This is a genomic window from Mahella australiensis 50-1 BON, assembly GCF_000213255.1.
Taxonomy (GTDB): domain Bacteria; phylum Bacillota; class Clostridia; order Mahellales; family Mahellaceae; genus Mahella; species Mahella australiensis.
Genome location: NC_015520.1, coordinates 393889 through 413558 on the forward strand (window position 1 = coordinate 393889; position 19670 = coordinate 413558).

The window sequence follows — 19670 nt, forward strand, 5'->3', positions numbered from 1 at the left end:
ATAGGAAAGAAGGGCAGGACCTGGGATAGATCAATGCTTTATATAGATGAAGAAAAAAAAGATGTATCGAAGCTTTTGCTTTTATTGACCGTGTTTACGGCTTTTTTCGGAAGTACGCTTTCTATAAAGGGTATTGAAAGCCTTTTTGCGTATAGAATATTTTTGGCATTAAGCGTGTTGTTTTTTTGTTTAAGCGTTTTATTTGCGCACAAGCTCTCTATAAGTCGCATGCTGTATAGATATTACTTTTTTTTAATGACATGGGCAGTATGGGCTATTGTTTCATTCATTTGGGCACAGAGTAAGCCGGATGTTATAAGAGGGGTTTTCCTGCTTATATGCAATATATTTGTTATATTTTTTACTTCTTATTATCTGAACAGTGAAGAAGATCAGCGTCAGCTTTGGAGGGTGTTTTATGCAGCTTTTGCTATAAATGTGGCTGTAGCATTGTGGGAAGTATTTACGACCAATCACCTGCCTATTTCGAGGATGAATGAGTATGTGCCCCCGAGGTCTATACCTACGGCATTTTACAGGAATCCTAATGATTTTGCGGCGTATATAGTGATGTACTTGCCGTTGGTATATGCTGCCTTTAAGTATGAGGACCGGCATGCGATTGCGAGATATATACTCTGCATTGCGAGCGTATTTGTCCTTTTGTATACCAACTCGCGCTCTAGCTATATGGCGTTTTTGTTCACGATAGCGTTTGCATGCGTATTAGCTATAATAGATATGGTGAGGGGCTCTAAGTATTTTGATAAAAAGGCTAAAGTAAAAGCATCTATAATGCTCATAAGCGTCGTAATGATACTGATATTGGATTCTGTAGGATTTGGAGGGCTTAAGAATACGCCAGGCAATCCATCGATAATGGATCAGATAGGCGATATTGAAGAAATAAGAGAGGATGGTTCTACCCAGGTTCGCATAAATTTGATAAAAAATGGGTTTAAAATATTGAATGAAAATCCATGGCAATATATAGTGGGTATAGGTGCAGGTAATACTGAAATAAGGATGCTGCCTTATGCCGATACAACCAATGGCATAGTGAACATGCATAATTGGTGGATGGAAATGTTATTGGAGTATGGCTTTATAATATCAGCATTGTTTATATGGTTTTATCTGAGCCTTATGTGGAATTTACTAAAGATATATGTTAGTTCGCCATCGCATTTTTACAAACTGTTTGCTGAAGGTTTATTGCTATCGCTTGTGGCGTTTTTCATGGCTTCTATAAGCCCTAGTTCCATACGTGGTATGGCTAGCCTGTGGATTATATTCGGCGCAAGCATGGCTTTAATAAGGCTGTATAAGGAAAATGTTAAGGAGAAGTATTTTTATGAGGATATTGATACTGTCGCATATGTATCCAAGCCCTACAAATCACATAAGCGGAACGTTTGTCCATCAACAAGCCAAAGCGCTGACGGCTCTCGGACATGACGTAAAAGTAGTATCGCCGCTTCCATGGATGCCGCGTTGGAGTGCATTATTGGCAAAACGGGCTAAAAAATATGTTGAGGTTCCTATGCGGTATTCTCTGGATGGTATTGAAGTTTATTTTCCGAGATATATTATTTTTCCAAAGCATATGTTTTTTGAATACAGTGGTGATTGGTATTATAATGCTATAAAAAGTATGATTGCTCAATTATACAGTACATGGCCGTTTGATATAATACATGCGCATGTAGCATTGCCTGACGGTTATGCTGGGGTAAAGCTCAAAAACATCTATAATAAGCCGTTGATTATAACTGTTCATGGCCAAGATGTAAATTATACCATACACCGCAATGCAGCTTCAAAAGCCAAAGTCACACAAGCACTGACAGCGGCGGATGCCGTGGTAGCCGTCAGCAGTATGCTTAAACAGTCATTGACTGCATTCGTGGATGAGAGGAAAATAGAAATTATACACAACGGTATAGATATAAGTATTGTTGAGCAGCCAAAGGCTATTAAAGAAAAATATATAGATAAGAAGATCATAGTGTCGGTAGGCAATCTTTTAAAAAGCAAAGGTCAGCATATAGTTATAAAAGCACTTAAGGAAATACTGGATGGACATAAAGATGTAGTTTATATTATAGTGGGCAAAGGGCCGTATAGGGAAGAATTAGAACGTTTAGTAAATCGATTGGAATTACATCCATATGTTGAATTTACTGGTCAATTGCAGCATGATAAGGCTATGGAATATGTGCAAGCATGTGATATATTTGCATTACCGAGTTATCCTGAAGGCTTTGGTATAGCGTTTGTGGAAGCAATGGCTTATGGGAAAGCAGTTATAGCATGTAAAGGTACAGGAATAGAGGATGTCATAAGGAATGGGGAGAATGGACTCTTGGTAGAACCGGATAATGTGGAAGCCGTGGCTCAATCGATATGCCGCCTTTTGGATGATGAGGCATATGCTCAAACTATTGGTCGACATGCTATGTTATCCATAGATAAATTGACATGGGAAAATAATGCGCAGCAGTTAGACCAACTATATGAAAGGGTAGTGCAGCGATGAGGCATAAAGCTTTTATAGCGTCAGCAGTCCATAAATGGGACGATCCTAGAATATTTTATAAAGAGGCAATGTCTCTAGCCAAGAAGTACGATGTCGAAATAATGGCTATAGCAGATTTTGATTATAAAGAAATAAACGGGATAAAGGTATATGGGTTACCTAAAAGAAAACGTTATGCCAGATTGTTAAACTGGTGGAAATTATTAATAATGGCTATACGGATTCAGGGAGATGTGTATCATTTTCATGACCCAGAACTTATACCATTCGGCCTTATATTAAAATTGCTGGGCAAAAAGGTTGTGTATGATATACATGAGGATTATCCTAAAGCTATTATGTCTAAAACATGGATACCCAAAAAAGTAAGGCATTTAGTGTCCAGTGTATTCAATTTCTTGGAGAAAGATGCTGCCAAGTGGTTTGACTATAATATAACAGTAACCGATGACATAGCTAAAAATTTCAAAAAGTCTAGAATAACTGTTATAAAAAATTATCCTCTATACGAGCAGCGTGATATAAATAGCAAAAAACCAAAAGATGAAATATGGGCCGTGTATGTAGGTGGATTGGCTTCTATAAGGGGAGTACAAGAAATGGTTGAGGCAGTGGCTTATGCGGATCCGAAATATAATATTAAACTGAAACTCGCGGGAAGATTTATGCCACCCCAACTTGAAGAATATATAAGAAATATAGCCGGATCCAATGTAGATATAATCGGTTTTCTGGACTATAATAAAGTATATGAACTTTTAATGCAGTGCGACATAGGATTGGTATGTTTGCATCCCATGCCAAATTATGTGACCTCTTTACCTCTCAAAATGTTTGAATATATGTCGTGTGCTTTGCCCATTATAGCATCTAACTTTCCTTTATGGAAGCAAATCATTGATAATGATCGATGCGGTATTACAGTTAATCCACAACAGCCTAGGGATATAGCTAAGGCTATAAATTACCTTGCAGCTAATCCTGATGTAAGGTACGAGATGGGCATGAATGGCTATAAGGCTTATAAAGATAAGTACAACTGGGCTGCGGAGGAGCGCAAACTTCTCGATGTGTATGAACGTATATTGAATAGGTGAATGTTATGCGTATAGTTACTATAATAGGTGCGCGACCGCAATTTATAAAAGCAGCGCCGGTGTCGCGCGCTATAAGGCGGTGCAATGAAGAGATACTAGTCCATACCGGCCAACATTATGATGAGAATATGTCGGAGATATTTTTCCACGAGCTGGATATACCCTTGCCGGATTACAACCTGGCCATAGGATCGGGCAGCCATGGGTGGCAAACCGGACATATGCTCATAGCGATAGAAGATATATTGCTAAAATCTAAGCCTGATGCGGTGCTGGTATATGGCGATACTAATTCCACGCTGGCTGGAGCGTTGGCAGCCAGCAAGCTGCTCATACCGCTTGTGCATGTAGAGGCAGGTTTGCGCAGCTTCAACAAAGCCATGCCGGAGGAGCAAAACCGTATATTGACCGATCATGTGTCCGATATGCTCTTGTGCCCTACTCAGACAGCAGTGGCTAACCTTGCTAAAGAAGGAATAAGGCAAGGCGTGTATAATACAGGCGATGTTATGTATGATGCTGTTTTATACAACAAGGATATAGCGCGCACTAAGTCGGATGTACTAGCCAGGTTGAATTTGCAGTCCGGCGGTTATATCCTGGCTACTGTGCACCGCGCTGAGAATACCGATAATAAAGAAAGGCTTTCTGCCATAATAGAGGCTTTTAATCGGTGTGGGGAGAGGATTGTATTTCCGGTGCATCCGAGGACGCTTAAGTATATAAGCGAGTATGGCCTGGCCTTGAGCGGCAATATAATGGTTATAGAGCCGGTGGGCTATTTGGATATGCTTATGTTGGAGAGCAATGCTGCTAAGATAGTTACAGACAGCGGCGGTGTACAGAAAGAAGCCTATTTTCTGGGTATACCGTGCATAACCCTCAGGAGACAGACCGAATGGGTGGAGACTGTGAGCGCTGGATGGAATATAATCGCCGACAGCGATGAGAGAATCATCTTGAATGCTATTAGGGATTTTAATCCGAGCAGTGATAGGCCGCCTTATTTCGGTGACGGGCATGCGGCGCAAAAGATAGCTGAGATTTTGGATGGTGTAGCCGTATGACAAAGAAGGTGTGGATATTCAACCATTATGCTGTAACGCCGGATATGGGCGATGGCACGCGCCATTACGACTTAGCTGAGCAGATGACAAAGAACGGCTGCGAGGTGATCATATTTGCCTCTAGTTTTAACCATAAAAAACGCAGCGATATTTTGAAGAAATGGGAATTAAAAAAGAGCACTAGTATAAACGGTGTAAACTTTATCTGGCTTAAAACCGTTCATTATAAGGATAATGGTATTGCTAGGGCTTTGAATATGCTAAGCTATGCTATAATGGCTTTTTTTGTAGGGCTTTTTAGGTCATCGCCGGATACCATAATCGCTTCTTCAGTACATCCCCTAGCTTGGTTGACTGGCTATGCTCTGTCCAGGATAAAGCGCGCGCGCTTTATAGCTGAGGTGCGCGACCTGTGGCCGCAGACACTCATAGATATGGGTGCTATGAGCGAAAATGGCATGCCAGCAAGGGTGCTGCGCGGTATCGAGCGATTCGTATATAAAAAGGCCGATAATATAATCACATTGTTGCCTGGTGCCTATTCGTATATAGAAGGCATGGGCGTGGATGCGTCAAAAATCGTTTATATTCCCAATGGCGTGAACATAGAACGATATGACAAGGCTTATGCATCGGGCGACGTGGCTGAAGAGGTCAGGCATATATTAGATGAACACAAAGGCCGATTTAAGGCCATATACCTTGGAGCACATGGCGAAGCCAATGGCTTGGAAGTGGTAATAGATGCCGCTAGAATATTATTGGATGAAGGGTATAAGGATATAGACGTGCTCCTGGTGGGCGATGGGCCGGAGAAGCGAATGCTTATCGAGTATGCCCGTAAGGTGGGGGCTAATAACGTTTATTTTTATCCGCCTATAAGCAAAGGACAGGTTCCGTACCTTTTAAAGGGGATTGATCTATGCCTTTTTAACCTAAAAGATAACGATGTATTCAAGTATGGTATAAGCCCGAATAAGATGTTTGATTATTTATGCGCTGCCAAACCTATAGTATTTGCATGCAGGGCTTTTAACGATATAGTGGCGCAAGCACAGGCTGGTATATCGGTTCCGCCGGAACAACCCGAGCTGCTTGCACAGGCGATAATTAAGTTATATAATATACCAGAACAACAACGCCGCGAGATGGGCGTTAACGGCAGACGTTATGCTGAGGAATACCACAACATAGCCAAGCTTGCCGACCGGCTGATGGCAATGGTTCATTAACCACTATCATGTCATGCAAGGTATAATGTTATCAAAACATCTGTACATCTGCATAGATAACGAGGCTGTATTTACGGGTGACATCCTTAGGAGGTGGATACATAGAAATCTGATGAATAAAAATAAATTAGTCATCATTGGTGCAGGCGGGCATGGTAGAGTAGTTGCTGATATAGCTTATAAGATGAATAAGTGGCAACAAATTATTTTTATGGACGATGATGAAACCATTAAATCTTCTATGGGAATAAAAGTTGTAGGTAAAACGAACGACGCTTCCATGTACATTGATGATTGCGACATTTTTGTAGCAATTGGAGATAACATCAAGCGGGAAAAAATACTGTGCTGGCTGGAAAGAGAAGGTGCTAGTATACCTACACTGATTCATCCAAAAGCGATTATTGGAGAAGAAGTTGAGATCGGTATGGGAACAGTTATAATGCCAGGGGTTATTATAAACTGTTGTACTAAAATAGGCAAGGGTTGTATTATTAATACTGGGGCGACAATAGATCACGATAATATAATTGAGGATTATGTTCATATATCGCCCGGCGTGCATTTAGCTGGTGCGGTAAGCGTAGGCAAGAGCACATGGCTAGGTATTGGGAGCATAGTGATCAATAATATAGTCATTATAAGTCACTGTAAGATTGGTGCAGGTGCTGTCGTAGTCAGGAATATAAACAAAGAAGGAACATATATAGGAATTCCGGCGACGAGATCTGAACAGTGCTAGAAATAAAAATAATGAAAAGAGATGGGATTAAAGATGAAAGTACCTTTATCAGGGCCTGATATAACACAAAAAGAAATCGATGCAGTCATGGATGTGATGCACTCAGGCATATTGAGCATAGGCCCTAAATTGGAAGAATTTGAACATAAAATAGCTGAATATATAGGCGTAAAGCATGCTGTCGGTGTAAACAGCGGTACCAGCGGTTTGCATTTGCTGGTACGCTCCATGGGCATAAGCGATGATGATGAGGTTATAACGACGCCGTTCAGCTTTATATCATCCAGCAATTGCATACTGTTTGAACGGGCTAAGCCGGTGTTTGTGGATATTGACCCGCTTACGCTCAATATGGATATAGATCGCATAGAGGATAAAATAAGCGAAAGAACCAAAGCTATATTGGCAGTGGATGTATTCGGTCAGCCAATGGATATAGCGAAGGTAAGAGCGATAACCGATAAACATGGCCTTAAATTGATAGAAGATTCATGCGAGGCACTGGGTTCAGAATATAACGGTGTAAAGGCTGGCAGTCGAGCCGATGCCGCTGTATTTGCTTTTTATCCCAATAAGCAGATGACTACCGCGGAAGGCGGTATGATAGTGACCGATGATGATGATATAGCTGCTTTGTGCCGCAGTATGCGCAGCCAGGGCAGGCCCATCACCGGCCTTTGGCTGGAGCATGAGCGATTGGGGTATAATTATAGGCTCAGCGAACTTCATGCGGCGCTGGGTTGCGTGCAAATAGAGCGCATAGAAGAGATAATAGATAAAAGAAACAGAGTGGCTCAGCGTTACAATAACAGGCTTAAGGGTATAGAAGGTCTTACGCTACCATATATTTCTCAAGACGTAAATAAGATGAGCTGGTTTATATATGTTGTAAGGCTGGATAAGAGGATAGATCGGAATGCCGTGATGCAGTATCTTTTGGATAACGGTATAGGTTGCCGACCGTATTTTACACCTATACACCTTCAGCCTTATTTTAGAGATATGTTTGGCTATAAAGAGGGGGATTTTCCCATAACGGAGGGTGTAGCCGAGTCTACCGTCGCCTTGCCGTTTTTCAATAATCTAAGCGATGAGCAAATGGATTACACTGTATATAATCTGAAAAGAGCTATAGAGCGTTTTGGGAGGTAAAGATGCATTTTGTGAAGATGCACGGTTTGGGCAATGATTTTATCGTTGTAGACGAGTTCAATGCCCAATCCGACAGGGATTATAATAAACTGGCGCCGATGCTTTGCGACAGGCATTTTGGCATAGGCGCCGATGGCATAATAATAGTATTACCGTCCGATATAGCTGATGCGCGTATGCGCATAGTCAATGCTGATGGCAGCGAAGCCGAGATGTGTGGTAATGGCATACGTTGCTTTGCTAAATATGTGTATGAAAGCGGCATAATAAAAAAACAGGTATTGTCAGTTGAAACATTAGCTGGTATAATGAAGCCGGAACTTTTTGTAGAGGGGGATGAGGTGCAAAAAGTAAAAGTAGATATGGGCAAACCTGATTTTGAGCCAGGCGCTATACCAGCATTTATGCCGGGCACAAGGATAGTAGAGAGGCCACTTGAGGTGGACAGCCAGCCGTATGCTATAACGTCTATGTCCATGGGAGTGCCGCACACTGTGATATTTGTCGATGATGTAGACGAGGTGGATATAATAGGATTAGGGCCTAAGATAGAGAAGCACCCTATATTTCCCAAAAAAACAAATGTGAATTTTGTAGAGGTATTAAACGATCATGAGATAAAGGTGCGCACGTGGGAGAGAGGTGCCGGGGCCACATTAGCCTGTGGTACCGGTAGTTGTGCATCGGCGGTGGCCGCAGCTATAACGGGACGCACAGGGCGTGCGGTGACAGTACATTTGATAGCGGGACAGCTTGAAATACGGTGGGCTGAGGACGATACGGTCTTTATGACCGGTCCAGCCGCAAAGGTGTTTCAAGGAGACATAGAATTTTAGAGAGGAGCTAAAATATGTCCGAAGAGAGTTATATACAACAATTATTTGCTGATAGGATAGGCGGTGCTAATTTCGGCAAAGAAACCGTGTTATATAAATTCGAGAAAATAAAGCGCGCTAAAGCTGCCGCTATAAAGGCTCATCCGGATATGGAGGTCATAGACTTGGGCGTGGGTGAGCCCGATCAGATGGCCGATATGAAAGTAGTGAATGTGCTGGCTGAAGAGGCGGCGCGTCCGGAAAACCGTGGCTATGCTGATAACGGCATACAGGAGTACAAGGATGCGGCGGCCAGATACTTAAAAACGGTGTATGGCGTTGACATAGACCCTGTAAATGAGGTGAATCACGCTATAGGTTCCAAGTCGGCATTGGCTTTGCTGCCCTATGCGTTTATAAATCCCGGCGACGTAACGCTTATGACAGTGCCAGGGTATGGAGTGTTGGGCACTATTACCCAGTGGCTGGGCGGCGAAGTGGTAAATCTGCCGCTATATGAGGAAAATGGTTTTTTACCTGACCTCGATGCCGTACCTGAAGATGTGTGCAAGCATGCTAAACTGATGTATTTGAATTATCCGAACAACCCTACCGGAGCGGTGGCTACGATAGATTTCCTGGAGAGAGTGGTAGACTTTGCCAAGAAAAATCATATATTAGTAGTGTATGATGCCGCATACGCTGCATTGGTGTATGACGGGGAAAGGCCGTTGAGTTTTTTATCGGTACCGGGAGCGAAGGAGGTAGGGGTGGAGATCCATTCCATGTCCAAGGCTTTCAATATGACCGGCTGGCGCCTCGGTTTTGTTGCCGGCAACGAACGTGCGGTGAGGGCGTTTGCTACGGTGAAGGATAACAACGATTCAGGCCAATTCAAGGCCATACAGAAGGCCTCGATTTATGCACTGGATCATCCCGAGATAACCGAGCGCATATGCCAAAAATATTCCCGACGTCATGATATGCTCTCTCAAGCCCTTGCCGGATTGGGGTTTAAGGCCAAGAAACCGCGGGGTACCTTTTATGAATATATGCCGATACCCAAAGGCATCGAGGGTGGTCCGCAATTCAAAACCGCGGAGGACTTCTCGCAATGGCTGCTCACAGAAAGGCTTATATCCACAGTGCCATGGGATGATGCAGGGCATTTTATCCGTCTTTCGGTTACCTTCCAAGCCAACGGAGAGGATGACGACCGCCGCGTAGTAGGCGAGATAGTGCGGCGTTTATCTGATGTCAGGTTTGAGTTCTGATCAAAACCGTACGCCTATATATGACATGCTGAGGCGCTACGTCGAAGAACATACAGTGAGATTTCATATGCCCGGCCACAAAGGCCGACTGTGTGGCGATGATGCTGCTGGTCTGACGCAGGATATGTGGCAGATGGATATCACAGAACTGCCCGATACGGATAACCTGCACATGCCGCAAGGTCCGATTGTGGAGGCTCAACGACTCATGGCTGAGGCGTACGGTGCCGATCAAAGCTTTTTGATGGTGAATGGCAGCACTGGAGGTTTATATGCCATGATGCTGGCGGCATGCAAGCCAGGAGACAGCATCGTGGTAGCACGCAATTGCCATAAATCGGTTATAAATGGGTTGATATTGGCAGGTTTGAGTCCCATATACATATGGCCGCTGGTGCTGCAGGATTGGCATATTGCTGGCCAAATAAGGCTGGAACAGGTCAGAGAGGCTTTAGAACAACATCCCGAAGCCGCTGCTGTGCTTATAACCAGCCCGGACTATTATGGCTTATGTGCCGATGTGGCAGGGATAGCCGATGCATGTCACCAACGCGGCGTGCCGTTGTTGGTCGATGAAGCACATGGCGCGCATTTTGTCTTTCATGAAGGCCTGCCGCCGTCGGCAGGGTATTGCGGGGCCGATATATGGGTAAACAGCATGCATAAAACACTGCCGGCTTTGACACAGACGGCGGTTTTGCACGTCAAGAGCTGCCTGGTCAATATGGATAGGATTCGAGATGGATTGCAGATGGTGCAGACGACCAGCCCGTCTTATATATTGATGGCTTCTATGGACATAGCCAGGCGTTATATGACCAACGAAGGATGGAACGATTTGGATGACTTGTTGGGGCACATCCTGGATTTAAGCCAATGGGTATACGGTATAGGCGGCGTGAAGATGATGGATGAATCGATAAAGGGTAGATGCGGCGTAGCTTTTAAGGACCCAACTCGTCTGTGCTTCGATGTAAGCGGTTTGGGGATAGGAGCAATTCGAGCAGAAGAATTGTTAAGAGCCGAGGGCGTGCAGGTAGAGATGGCTGACTTATATAATGTTTTGCTCATAACCACTGCAATGGATGACGCAGAGGATTTTGTTGCTCTAAAGGAGGCGTTTGGTCAACTTGCGGCATCGGGGCGCAACGCAAAAGCCGTATGCTATCCACTTTTTATGACATTGCCGCGCCCGGTACAATCCTTGCTGCCCAGGGAAGCCGCACTTAGCGCAACAGAACGTATACCTCTCAAAAATACGGCAGGTAGGATAGCGGCTCAGCCGATAGGTTTGTATCCGCCGGGCGTACCGCTCGTATGCCCTGGTGAGATCATAGATGAAAATACAGTAGAAGTATTTCTGGAAATGTCGGCACTGGGTTGCCGAGTTTTTAATATAGGAGAGGACAAAATGATAGCGGTGGTACGGGAGAAGTCATATGAGTAGAGGTCTTTTCATAACGATAGAAGGGATAGACGGCAGCGGTAAGAGCACGCATGCGTCTATGCTGGCCGATTATTTGAACGAACGTGGTATACCGTCGGTGTTGACAAGAGAGCCGGGAGGTACGCGCATAGGCGAGCAAGTGCGCTCTATACTGCTGGATAATGTCAACAGCGATATGGCGGCTATGACTGAGGTTTTGCTCTATGCTGCTTCCCGCGCGCAGCATGTGGCGCAGGTTATAAAGCCTGCTTTAGAACAAGGCAAGGTAGTGCTGTGCGACAGGTTTGTGGATTCCAGCCTGGCATATCAAGGTTATGCCAGAGGACTCGGCCTAGATACCGTAAAGACTATAAATGAACATGCCCTAGGTGGCGTATGGCCTGATATAACTTTGCTTTTGGATATATCCCCTGAAATAGCGTGGAAAAGGATATTAAAAGATGGATTTAAAGATCGGTTAGAATCAGAAGGCCTAGAATTATTGAAAGTTGTTTACGAGGGGTACAGGAATATTGCGCGCCTGTACAGCGATAGGTTTTATATCATAAGCGCCGCAGATGGGGTAAATGATATACATAAAAAAATATTATCTATAATTGAACCGAAATTGAAAAAATATCGTCTAATATAAAGGAGGAGTTTAAGGAGGCAGGATTACAAATGAGTATTGAAATAGGAAAACGGCCGTTAAATACGGCTGTTGCGATGTCGGGATTCAGCAGTAAGACTGATATATACGACAAATATATGTATTACAACATAATAGTACTGATGCTTGGGATATTATCGCCATATACGGCACCATTTATGGTACTCTTTATATCAGTTCAGTACATAATAAGCAAGATAAAAAGCAGGGATATAGACTTAAGAGCGATTCCATTGGGGCAGCCGTATATACTCATGTTTATAGCTGCGCTTATAAGCGATATCTACTCACCTGACTTTATTGAAATAATAGCGACTATAGGGTTTATGCTGCCTTATGTTATCTATGGCATGTATACCGAAGAGGTATTCGATAAACGTTTTGCTACGCGTATGGTCAGCCTTATAGTGTGGACCAGTTTGCCGATATCCTTGTTCGGCATATTACAGAAAATTTTAAGCGATAACAGTATATTGTTTCACTTATCGGGAGGAAGGGTGGAATCCACATTTGCCAATCCCAATCTATATGCGCTCTATCTTGCGGTTGTCATATTCGTGACGCTTGGATACACGTTTTATACGACTGGTGACAAAAAGCGCCGTGCATTAATGATAGTGCTATGTTTAAATGCTTTGAACCTGTATCTTACCAATTCACGCACAGCACTGTTCTCGGTACTGATAGCCGCTATATTTTTCTTTATACTTTGCGGCAAGCGTCATGTGGCACACATACTGTTTATGTCGGCGTTTATAATAATGATGGCCATTCTGGTATATCCTCAACTTATACCGCGTTATGCTGTTTTGGACAAAAATTTGGAGACGCGAATGGAAATATGGCAAACAGCCCTTATAGGTATAAGCTATAGTCCTATTATAGGCAGAGGGTTCCTGTCCTTTATGGATTTTTCGGCCATGTTTGGCGTAGGGCAGCTCCATGCTCATAATATACTGTTGAATACATGGTTTGAATGGGGTATATTGGGGGTTATATCGATCGTATGGTATGTGGTGGTGTTGTTTAAGAGAGGGCTATCAGCATTGAAAGATTCGCCGCACAGGCCTATAATAGCAGGTATACTGGCTGCTGTTATAGCAGCCTTTATACAGAGCATGACCGATAACCCAGTGATAAATATACAGACCGGGCTTATATTTATCATGCTGGCTTCGATATTAGTAGCGCTGACGCCAAATAACGCTTGCCCGGCCGCTCAAGAAAAGGTATAATAAAAGAAAAAAGGGGGCTTGACTATGAAACTTATTATAGCCATAGTGCAGGATGAAGATGCCAACAAGCTTATAGCCACGCTTATGGATGCGGGCTTTAGCGTTACCAAGCTTGCCACCACTGGTGGTTTTCTGCGCTCAGGGAATACGACACTATTGCTCGGTATCGATGACGATAGGGTACCTGCAGCCATGGCGTGTATAGAAAAGGTGTGCAAGAGCCGTAAACAGGTGGTAACTTCTCCTATGCCAATGGGTGGGGCCGGCGAGGTCTATATGCCTTACCCGGTCGAAGTGGTGGTTGGAGGAGCTACGGTATTCGTATTGAATGTAGAGGAATTCCGCAAGCTGTAGCCTATGAAGGTAAATGATATAAGAGGCGGATATGCCTATAATAGCCAACCTTCCGATGCGGTGCATATAGATAAAAATGCCCCGGGGGGCGCATTCTCGCAAGCATTTGGCAATGCTGCAGGCCGCGATGCTAAAGAGTGGCTAAACGGTATGCTGTCGGATATCAAGGTTCAGGGCCAAAGATTAGAAAAAAACACCGATTTGGCCGGGCTTTTGCACTATAGGCGCACTATAGCCATATTTTTAAATGCTGTGACATCATCCATGTTGCAGTTCTCAACGTCTGAGGTAGTGGATAAACGCGGCCGACGCAAGAGATATACTATCATAAAGCGGATCGATGAACAGCTTGAGCTTCTTACCGAGCAGGTCATGATGGATGAGACGGATCATATAGCTATATTAAAACTTATAGGCGAAATAGAAGGTCTATTGGTAGACCTTCTAGCGTGATTAGTATGTTTACATTTGACGATATTATCGGACAAGATTCTATAATAAAAGAGCTTAAAGAGGCGCTCGTTCGCCAAACTATATCTCACGCCTATATATTCGAAGGTCCGGACGGTGCAGGCAAAAGTACATTGGCCAACGTATTTTGCCAGGCCGTCGTTTGTGAAGACAATCAACATAAGCCGTGCGGCGTATGCGGTGCATGCAGACGCTTTGAGGCGGGCACACACCCGGATTATAAGGTCATAGCGCCCGAAAAGAATACGATAGGAGTGGATAGGATAAGGGAGCTCATAGACGATATATATATAAATCCATATATGGCAGACCGAAAGGTATATGTTATAGATCAAGCGCAGTCTATGACTGTACAGGCCCAGAATGCGCTGCTCAAAACGCTGGAAAATCCGCCGCCTTATGCAGTCATTATACTGCTTACAACCAGTGCTGATAATCTTTTACCCACAGTGGTATCGCGTTGTCTTATCTATAAATTAAAACCTGTATCCCTCCATCATATTGAAGATATCCTAATATGCCGATTCAATGTCAGTGCCGATGATGCCAAAAAAGCTGCTGCTGCTTCGGACGGTATAGTAGGCAAAGCAATATCCATAGCAAATGATACAGCGTGGCAGGCGCTGTGGCAGAGCGCGCTGAATAATTTGCAAAATTTAATTAGGGATAGATGGAATGCTTTCTTTGCGGTAGAGGAATTTTTGGTCCAATATAAAGATGATATAGATGTTATACTGGATTGCTGGGCAGACTATATAAGGGGCAGGTTGTTGAATATGGAGGTATCGGACTTTACATTGTTTCGATGGAGTAGTATCATGGAATATGTGGATGCGGCACGCAAAGCTTTGGCATCCAACGCTAATTATCAATTAACCGTAGACGTTTTGTTGCTTAATATATTGGAGGTAGTAGATGATGCCCATAGTAGTGGGAGTGCGTTTTAAAAGAGCCGGTAAGATGTATTATTTTGCTCCCGATATTTGGGATTTAAATATAGGAGACTGTGTTATAGTGGAGACGGCTAAAGGTCTGGAGTATGGCCAAGTGGTATCTGGCCCTAAAGAGGTATCGGATACCGATATCGTTGCGCCATTAAAAAAGGTTATAAGGATAGCCACCGATGAGGATAGGCAGATGATGAAGGAAAATGAAATCAAGACGCGTGAGGCTTTTGAAAAATGCTGCCAGAAGATAGCCGAGCATGATATCCATATGAAACTCATAGATGCCGAATACACATTTGATAGAAATAAATTGATCTTTTATTTTACAGCTGAAGAACGCGTGGATTTCAGAGATTTGGTTAAAGAATTGGCAGGTATCTTTAAGACGCGCATAGAGTTGCGGCAGATAGGCGTAAGGGACGAGGCCAAGATGCTGGGAGGCTTGGGTCCTTGTGGGCGCCCGGTATGCTGCAATGGTTTTTTGGGTGAATTTGAGCCGGTATCTATAAAGATGGCCAAGGAACAGGATCTGGCGCTTAATCCGTCAAAGATATCGGGTATGTGCGGGCGCCTTATGTGTTGTTTAAAATATGAAGAGTCGTTTTATGAACAGCAGCTGAGAAAATTGCCAAAATGCAATGCTAGTGTGATTACCCCAAAAGGTACGGGCATAGTAACCGAAGTTAATGTGATCCTCGATAAAGTGAAAGTGAAATTGGAGCGGCCGGATGATAGTTTTGAATTGGAAGTTTTTGATGCATCTGATGTAAAGCTTGTACCGGGATGTGGCAAAACGCATTGCCCTCGCATAGCGTCAAAATAGTCGGAAAATTATTTCTTTAACGAAAGTATTTGCATATAACACAATCCATGTTACAATGGAAACGGACATCTTTAAGATGTACGAGGTACGAGGGGGTGAATATATGCCTTATAGAATTACAGATGATTGCATAAGCTGTGGCGCCTGTGAGCCGGATTGCGAAGGAGGTGCCATATCTGCCGGCGATGATATATACGTAGTGGATCCAGCGCTGTGCACCGAGTGCGGTAACTGCGCGGATGTGTGCCCGGTAGATGCTTGTGTTTTGGAATAGTAATACAATAGAGGATCAGGATACTTTCTGGTCCTCTATTTTTTAAATGCACAATTATGGAGGCGATATTATGAAAGCAGCTGTATTTTATGGTACAGGTGATATACGGGTAGAAGAAGTGGAAAAACCTAAGATAAAAGAAGGACATGTATTAGTCGAGGTTAAAGCGTGCGGTATATGCGGTACCGATATGCATATATATTCGGGAGGCATGGGACCGTCAGCGGTTGAACCGCCTACTATACTGGGCCATGAATTCGCCGGCCGAGTGGTGGAGATAGGCGATGGCGTGTCTGATATAGACGTTGGCGATAACGTGGCCATAGATCCAAATATATACTGCGGGCATTGCCATTACTGCAGAATGGGTAAAGTGCATCTGTGCGAGAATCTGAAAAATATCGGCGTAATATTAAACGGAGGGTTTGCCGAATATTGCTTGGTACCTCAAAGCCAGGCCTATAAACTGCCGCCTAATATGCCATATGAGGTAGGAGCTATGGTGGAGCCATTAGCATGTTGTCTTCATGGCACAGATTTGGCCCAAATAAAGCCGGGTGACAGCGTAGTGATACTCGGTGGAGGGGCTATAGGACTGATACATGCTCAGTTGGCTCGTTTGGCCGGAGCTTCATCGATTATAATAAGCGAACCTTCGCAAGGGCGGAGGCAATTGGCTGAAAGACTGGGCTTTGACATGCTCATAGACCCGACTGGTTGCGATGTAAAAGCCCGTGTGGAGACCCTGATGCGTTACGGCGCCGACGTCGTAATAGAGGCGGCAGGCCTTGCAAAGACTGCCAGGCAGGCATTTGGTCTTGTAAAAAACGGCGGAACCGTATTGCAGTTCGGCGTGGTGGATGAAACAGCCGAGATACAGTTGAAGCCCTTTGAGATATATCAAAAAGAGATAAAGTGGATAGGCTCATTCATAAATCCGTATACGCATGCCAGAGCCCTGGAGTTGCTGGCTAAAGGTCGCATAGAGGTATTGCCGCTTATAACCCACCGGTACTCACTGGATAATATGGAAGTAGGTTTAAAGCCCGATAAACGTGGTGATAGAGTAAAGGCTATGGTAATAATATAGTAAAATTAAAGGGAAAATGATTTTTTTGTCGAATATAAATAATATAGGGCAATGAAAGGGGGTGAGAACCAAATGAGACGTATAACAGCAGTGCTTTTATCAATTTTGCTGGCGTTTACACTGTTGTTACCGTTAGCCGATCAGGCAGAAGCGGCCAAAAGTGAACCCGCTGTGATAAGGGTGCAATTGCGCAATTACATAAGCAACAGATCGCAGATATCAGTGAAAATAGATAAAGGCAGTTACAGCGTGGCGGGTAATCCGTTGTTAATATTGCGGCCTGGTCATAACTATGAGGTGAAGATGGTAAGTGGGCAGTTGAGCCTTTATGACGGCAGTACGCTTATGGGCTGCTATGGTACGGCATTTGAGCTTATACCCGCGCGCTACGGTACCGACAATGTTATTAATATTAACGGTAAAGCGTATATAGGTGCTATGACGTTTAGTATCGACGGCGCATATGTGAGGCCCATAAACAAGCTCATGCTGGAGGATTACCTGAAAGGAGTCGTACCGTATGAGATGCCCGCGTCATGGGGTAAAGAGGCACTGAAGGCTCAAGCTATAGCGGCCAGGACGTATGCCATGCGCTGTCTTAAACCGTCTAACAGCTACGATGTGCTTGATACCACTGCTAATCAGGTTTATGGAGGCTATATATGGAACAGTTCATCATATAGCAACAGTAATGCGGCAGTGGAGGAAACGCGCGGCATAGTGCTAGAGTACGATGGTAGCCCTGCTTTGACGGAGTATTCGTCCAGCAACGGCGGATGGGTTGAACAGAGCGCATATTCTGCGGCCAGACAGGATCCGTATGATCTTTGGAATCCGCAAGGAAAGCTGTGGACGGAGTGTCCGTGGGCGGTGACATATAGTAAGGCACAAATAGATCCGGCACAGATCAATGTGGCCAATGTATATCTGGCTCAAAACAATACCGCTGCGCTCGATGCATGGTGGAACAGCATAGAAAATACTACATATGCATCCAGAGCTGATGAGAAGGCTATGATAGCTGGTCTAAAATCATTGCTGGCATCAAAGTGTCCCGGCAAAGATATACGCATAACCGAGATAACCGATATGACCATGGATCTAAGCAAGCGTACGGCGGGCCAGCGATTAGAGGCGAACAGCTCTGTTACGATGACTGTGAAATTTCTTGCGAGAGATGCTAAAACAAAAGCATACGATTTAGAAACTGTTGTGCCGCCACAGGATCCAAATAATCCGTTGCCAGAAGGACAGATACCTCAGCCGGTGACTGTGTTAAAAGTAAGCAAGGAAACGCTTAGCTTTACAGTGACACAAATGCGCACGGCTTTTGGAGCAAACAGAATAAAGAGCTATCTTATAAGTAGCTTTACCAAAGACGGCAATGGCTATATTATCGCGGGCAAGGGTTATGGCCATGGCAGGGGTATGAGTCAGTATGGCGCTATGCATAGAGCCAAGGCCGGGGAGAAGTATACCGATATACTGAATTTCTATTATCCGGTAGTCGGTCGTGTTACTTATTCTATACCTGTACAACCGATATCTATAAGCGGTGTATCGGATATACCCGATCCTTATAACGCCAATGCCGGGGATTTGATAATATCATACAGTATTAGCCGTGATGCCAACGTTACGGTTAAAATATGGGACAGCGCCAAACGGCAGGTTGCTGTGGCTGCGAACGGTGTATCACAGAAAGCTGGTACCAACAACGTGCGCTGGGATGGTGCGTCGATGAACGAAGGCAATTACTATTATACCGTAGAGGTTGCAGATAGCGCAGGGAATAAAGCGAATGCATGCGGGAGCTTTCAACTGGTTAAAAACGGTACACCGGGTCGCGGTGAGGATAGACCCACGCCAACGCCGACTACACAGACAGGTACGGTGAAGGTAGGTTCGACGCTGAATGTACGCAGCGGTGCTGGCACCCAGTACAAAGTGGTAGGCAGCTTGAAGAATGGCACCAAAGTAGAAGTATTGGGTGAAAGCGGTAGCTGGTACAAGATAAAGTATGGAAGCATAACAGGTTATGTCAGCGGGCAGTACCTGGTGGTTAGCGGTACAAACCCTGCACCGACACCGACGCCACCATCTACACCGAGCAGTCAGACAGGTACGGTGAAGGTAGGCTCGATGCTGAATGTACGCAGCGGTGCTGGCACCCAGTACAAAGTGGTAGGCAGCTTGAAGAATGGCACCAAAGTAGAAGTATTGGGTGAAAGCGGTAGCTGGTACAAGATAAAGTATGGAAGCATAACAGGTTATGTCAGCGGGCAATACCTGGTGGTATAATAAAGTTCGATAAAGAAGACTACAGAAAATGCTTATTCTGTGGTCTTCTTTTTGTGCGGGCAAGTATATTTAAAAGTCAGCTATGATGTACAGAACTATGGATTACCCTATACCCTGCTTTCGTGGCATTTTTCGTTGACATAGCGGTATATTATATATAT

At 44.2% G+C, this 19670-nt stretch carries 19 protein-coding genes; all 19 read left to right on the plus strand.

What is annotated here, in order from left to right; translation table 11 throughout:
- Window positions 1–33: 33 nt before the first annotated feature.
- Window positions 34–1458 (plus strand): O-antigen ligase family protein, encoded by a 1425-nt coding sequence (locus tag MAHAU_RS01755; RefSeq protein WP_013780004.1) that lies wholly within the window; start codon window positions 34–36, stop codon window positions 1456–1458.
- Entirely contained in the window at window positions 1355–2539 is a 1185-nt protein-coding gene (locus MAHAU_RS01760) for a glycosyltransferase family 4 protein (protein WP_013780005.1), read from the plus strand. The genes MAHAU_RS01755 and MAHAU_RS01760 overlap by 104 nt, the downstream gene beginning before the upstream one ends.
- Window positions 2536–3636, plus strand: a complete 1101-nt coding sequence (locus tag MAHAU_RS01765; protein WP_013780006.1) for a glycosyltransferase family 4 protein — start codon at window positions 2536–2538, stop codon at window positions 3634–3636. The genes MAHAU_RS01760 and MAHAU_RS01765 overlap by 4 nt, the downstream gene beginning before the upstream one ends.
- A 5-nt stretch (window positions 3637–3641) precedes the next feature.
- The gene (wecB, locus tag MAHAU_RS01770) at window positions 3642–4703 is read left to right on the plus strand and encodes a non-hydrolyzing UDP-N-acetylglucosamine 2-epimerase (protein WP_013780007.1); all 1062 of its coding nucleotides are present in this window, start codon (window positions 3642–3644) and stop codon (window positions 4701–4703) included.
- Window positions 4700–5935 carry a glycosyltransferase family 4 protein gene (locus MAHAU_RS01775; RefSeq protein ID WP_013780008.1) on the plus strand — a complete coding sequence of 412 codons (1236 nt, stop codon included), beginning with the start codon at window positions 4700–4702 and terminating at the stop codon, window positions 5933–5935. Before wecB ends, MAHAU_RS01775 begins: the two co-directional genes overlap by 4 nt.
- 112 nt (window positions 5936–6047) lie before the next feature.
- The gene (locus tag MAHAU_RS01780) at window positions 6048–6677 is read left to right on the plus strand and encodes an acetyltransferase (RefSeq protein WP_013780009.1); all 630 of its coding nucleotides are present in this window, start codon (window positions 6048–6050) and stop codon (window positions 6675–6677) included.
- Window positions 6678–6710: 33 nt separating this feature from the next.
- The gene (locus tag MAHAU_RS01785) at window positions 6711–7829 is read left to right on the plus strand and encodes a DegT/DnrJ/EryC1/StrS family aminotransferase (RefSeq protein ID WP_013780010.1); all 1119 of its coding nucleotides are present in this window, start codon (window positions 6711–6713) and stop codon (window positions 7827–7829) included.
- Between the two features lie 2 nt (window positions 7830–7831).
- Window positions 7832–8665 (plus strand): diaminopimelate epimerase, encoded by an 834-nt coding sequence (dapF, locus tag MAHAU_RS01790; RefSeq protein ID WP_013780011.1) that lies wholly within the window; start codon window positions 7832–7834, stop codon window positions 8663–8665.
- 14 nt (window positions 8666–8679) lie between these two features.
- Window positions 8680–9918, plus strand: a complete 1239-nt coding sequence (locus tag MAHAU_RS01795) for an LL-diaminopimelate aminotransferase (RefSeq protein WP_013780012.1) — start codon at window positions 8680–8682, stop codon at window positions 9916–9918.
- Window positions 9899–11365, plus strand: coding sequence for an aminotransferase class I/II-fold pyridoxal phosphate-dependent enzyme (locus tag MAHAU_RS16000; protein ID WP_041643771.1), 1467 nt, complete (start codon window positions 9899–9901; stop codon window positions 11363–11365). The genes MAHAU_RS01795 and MAHAU_RS16000 overlap by 20 nt, the downstream gene beginning before the upstream one ends.
- The gene (gene tmk / locus MAHAU_RS01805; RefSeq protein ID WP_013780014.1) at window positions 11358–11996 is read left to right on the plus strand and encodes a dTMP kinase; all 639 of its coding nucleotides are present in this window, start codon (window positions 11358–11360) and stop codon (window positions 11994–11996) included. The genes MAHAU_RS16000 and tmk overlap by 8 nt, the downstream gene beginning before the upstream one ends.
- A 29-nt stretch (window positions 11997–12025) precedes the next feature.
- Entirely contained in the window at window positions 12026–13249 is a 1224-nt protein-coding gene (locus tag MAHAU_RS01810; protein ID WP_013780015.1) for an O-antigen ligase family protein, read from the plus strand.
- A 24-nt stretch (window positions 13250–13273) separates the two neighbouring features.
- On the plus strand, window positions 13274–13603 hold the full coding sequence (locus tag MAHAU_RS01815) for a cyclic-di-AMP receptor (protein ID WP_013780016.1): 330 nt from the start codon (window positions 13274–13276) through the stop codon (window positions 13601–13603).
- 3 nt (window positions 13604–13606) lie between these two features.
- On the plus strand, window positions 13607–14056 hold the full coding sequence (locus MAHAU_RS01820) for a YaaR family protein (protein ID WP_013780017.1): 450 nt from the start codon (window positions 13607–13609) through the stop codon (window positions 14054–14056).
- A 5-nt stretch (window positions 14057–14061) separates the two neighbouring features.
- Entirely contained in the window at window positions 14062–15021 is a 960-nt protein-coding gene (gene holB / locus MAHAU_RS01825; protein ID WP_049783321.1) for a DNA polymerase III subunit delta', read from the plus strand.
- Window positions 14993–15844: a PSP1 domain-containing protein gene (locus tag MAHAU_RS01830; protein WP_049783382.1), complete on the plus strand. Its 852-nt coding sequence runs from the start codon at window positions 14993–14995 to the stop codon at window positions 15842–15844. Before holB ends, MAHAU_RS01830 begins: the two co-directional genes overlap by 29 nt.
- 103 nt (window positions 15845–15947) lie before the next feature.
- Window positions 15948–16118 carry a 4Fe-4S binding protein gene (locus tag MAHAU_RS01835; RefSeq protein ID WP_013780020.1) on the plus strand — a complete coding sequence of 57 codons (171 nt, stop codon included), beginning with the start codon at window positions 15948–15950 and terminating at the stop codon, window positions 16116–16118.
- Between the two features lie 70 nt (window positions 16119–16188).
- Complete coding sequence (locus MAHAU_RS01840; protein WP_013780021.1) at window positions 16189–17208, plus strand: zinc-dependent alcohol dehydrogenase family protein; 1020 nt, start codon at window positions 16189–16191, stop codon at window positions 17206–17208.
- Between the two features lie 72 nt (window positions 17209–17280).
- Window positions 17281–19509 (plus strand): SpoIID/LytB domain-containing protein, encoded by a 2229-nt coding sequence (locus MAHAU_RS01845; RefSeq protein ID WP_013780022.1) that lies wholly within the window; start codon window positions 17281–17283, stop codon window positions 19507–19509.
- The last annotated feature ends 161 nt before the right edge of the window (window positions 19510–19670 follow it).

What these genes read in the sequence shown, in the direction of transcription:
- MAHAU_RS01755 (WP_013780004.1), top strand. Translation starts at nt 34, where the DNA reads ATGCTTTATATAGATGAAGAAAAAAAAGATGTATCGAAGCTTTTGCTT.
- MAHAU_RS01760 (WP_013780005.1), top strand. Translation starts at nt 1,355, where the DNA reads ATGAGGATATTGATACTGTCGCATATGTATCCAAGCCCTACAAATCAC.
- MAHAU_RS01765 (WP_013780006.1), top strand. Translation starts at nt 2,536, where the DNA reads ATGAGGCATAAAGCTTTTATAGCGTCAGCAGTCCATAAATGGGACGAT.
- wecB (WP_013780007.1), top strand. Translation starts at nt 3,642, where the DNA reads ATGCGTATAGTTACTATAATAGGTGCGCGACCGCAATTTATAAAAGCA.
- MAHAU_RS01775 (WP_013780008.1), top strand. Translation starts at nt 4,700, where the DNA reads ATGACAAAGAAGGTGTGGATATTCAACCATTATGCTGTAACGCCGGAT.
- MAHAU_RS01780 (WP_013780009.1), top strand. Translation starts at nt 6,048, where the DNA reads ATGAATAAAAATAAATTAGTCATCATTGGTGCAGGCGGGCATGGTAGA.
- MAHAU_RS01785 (WP_013780010.1), top strand. Translation starts at nt 6,711, where the DNA reads ATGAAAGTACCTTTATCAGGGCCTGATATAACACAAAAAGAAATCGAT.
- dapF (WP_013780011.1), top strand. Translation starts at nt 7,832, where the DNA reads ATGCATTTTGTGAAGATGCACGGTTTGGGCAATGATTTTATCGTTGTA.
- MAHAU_RS01795 (WP_013780012.1), top strand. Translation starts at nt 8,680, where the DNA reads ATGTCCGAAGAGAGTTATATACAACAATTATTTGCTGATAGGATAGGC.
- MAHAU_RS16000 (WP_041643771.1), top strand. Translation starts at nt 9,899, where the DNA reads ATGTCAGGTTTGAGTTCTGATCAAAACCGTACGCCTATATATGACATG.
- tmk (WP_013780014.1), top strand. Translation starts at nt 11,358, where the DNA reads ATGAGTAGAGGTCTTTTCATAACGATAGAAGGGATAGACGGCAGCGGT.
- MAHAU_RS01810 (WP_013780015.1), top strand. Translation starts at nt 12,026, where the DNA reads ATGAGTATTGAAATAGGAAAACGGCCGTTAAATACGGCTGTTGCGATG.
- MAHAU_RS01815 (WP_013780016.1), top strand. Translation starts at nt 13,274, where the DNA reads ATGAAACTTATTATAGCCATAGTGCAGGATGAAGATGCCAACAAGCTT.
- MAHAU_RS01820 (WP_013780017.1), top strand. Translation starts at nt 13,607, where the DNA reads ATGAAGGTAAATGATATAAGAGGCGGATATGCCTATAATAGCCAACCT.
- holB (WP_049783321.1), top strand. Translation starts at nt 14,062, where the DNA reads ATGTTTACATTTGACGATATTATCGGACAAGATTCTATAATAAAAGAG.
- MAHAU_RS01830 (WP_049783382.1), top strand. Translation starts at nt 14,993, where the DNA reads ATGCCCATAGTAGTGGGAGTGCGTTTTAAAAGAGCCGGTAAGATGTAT.
- MAHAU_RS01835 (WP_013780020.1), top strand. Translation starts at nt 15,948, where the DNA reads ATGCCTTATAGAATTACAGATGATTGCATAAGCTGTGGCGCCTGTGAG.
- MAHAU_RS01840 (WP_013780021.1), top strand. Translation starts at nt 16,189, where the DNA reads ATGAAAGCAGCTGTATTTTATGGTACAGGTGATATACGGGTAGAAGAA.
- MAHAU_RS01845 (WP_013780022.1), top strand. Translation starts at nt 17,281, where the DNA reads ATGAGACGTATAACAGCAGTGCTTTTATCAATTTTGCTGGCGTTTACA.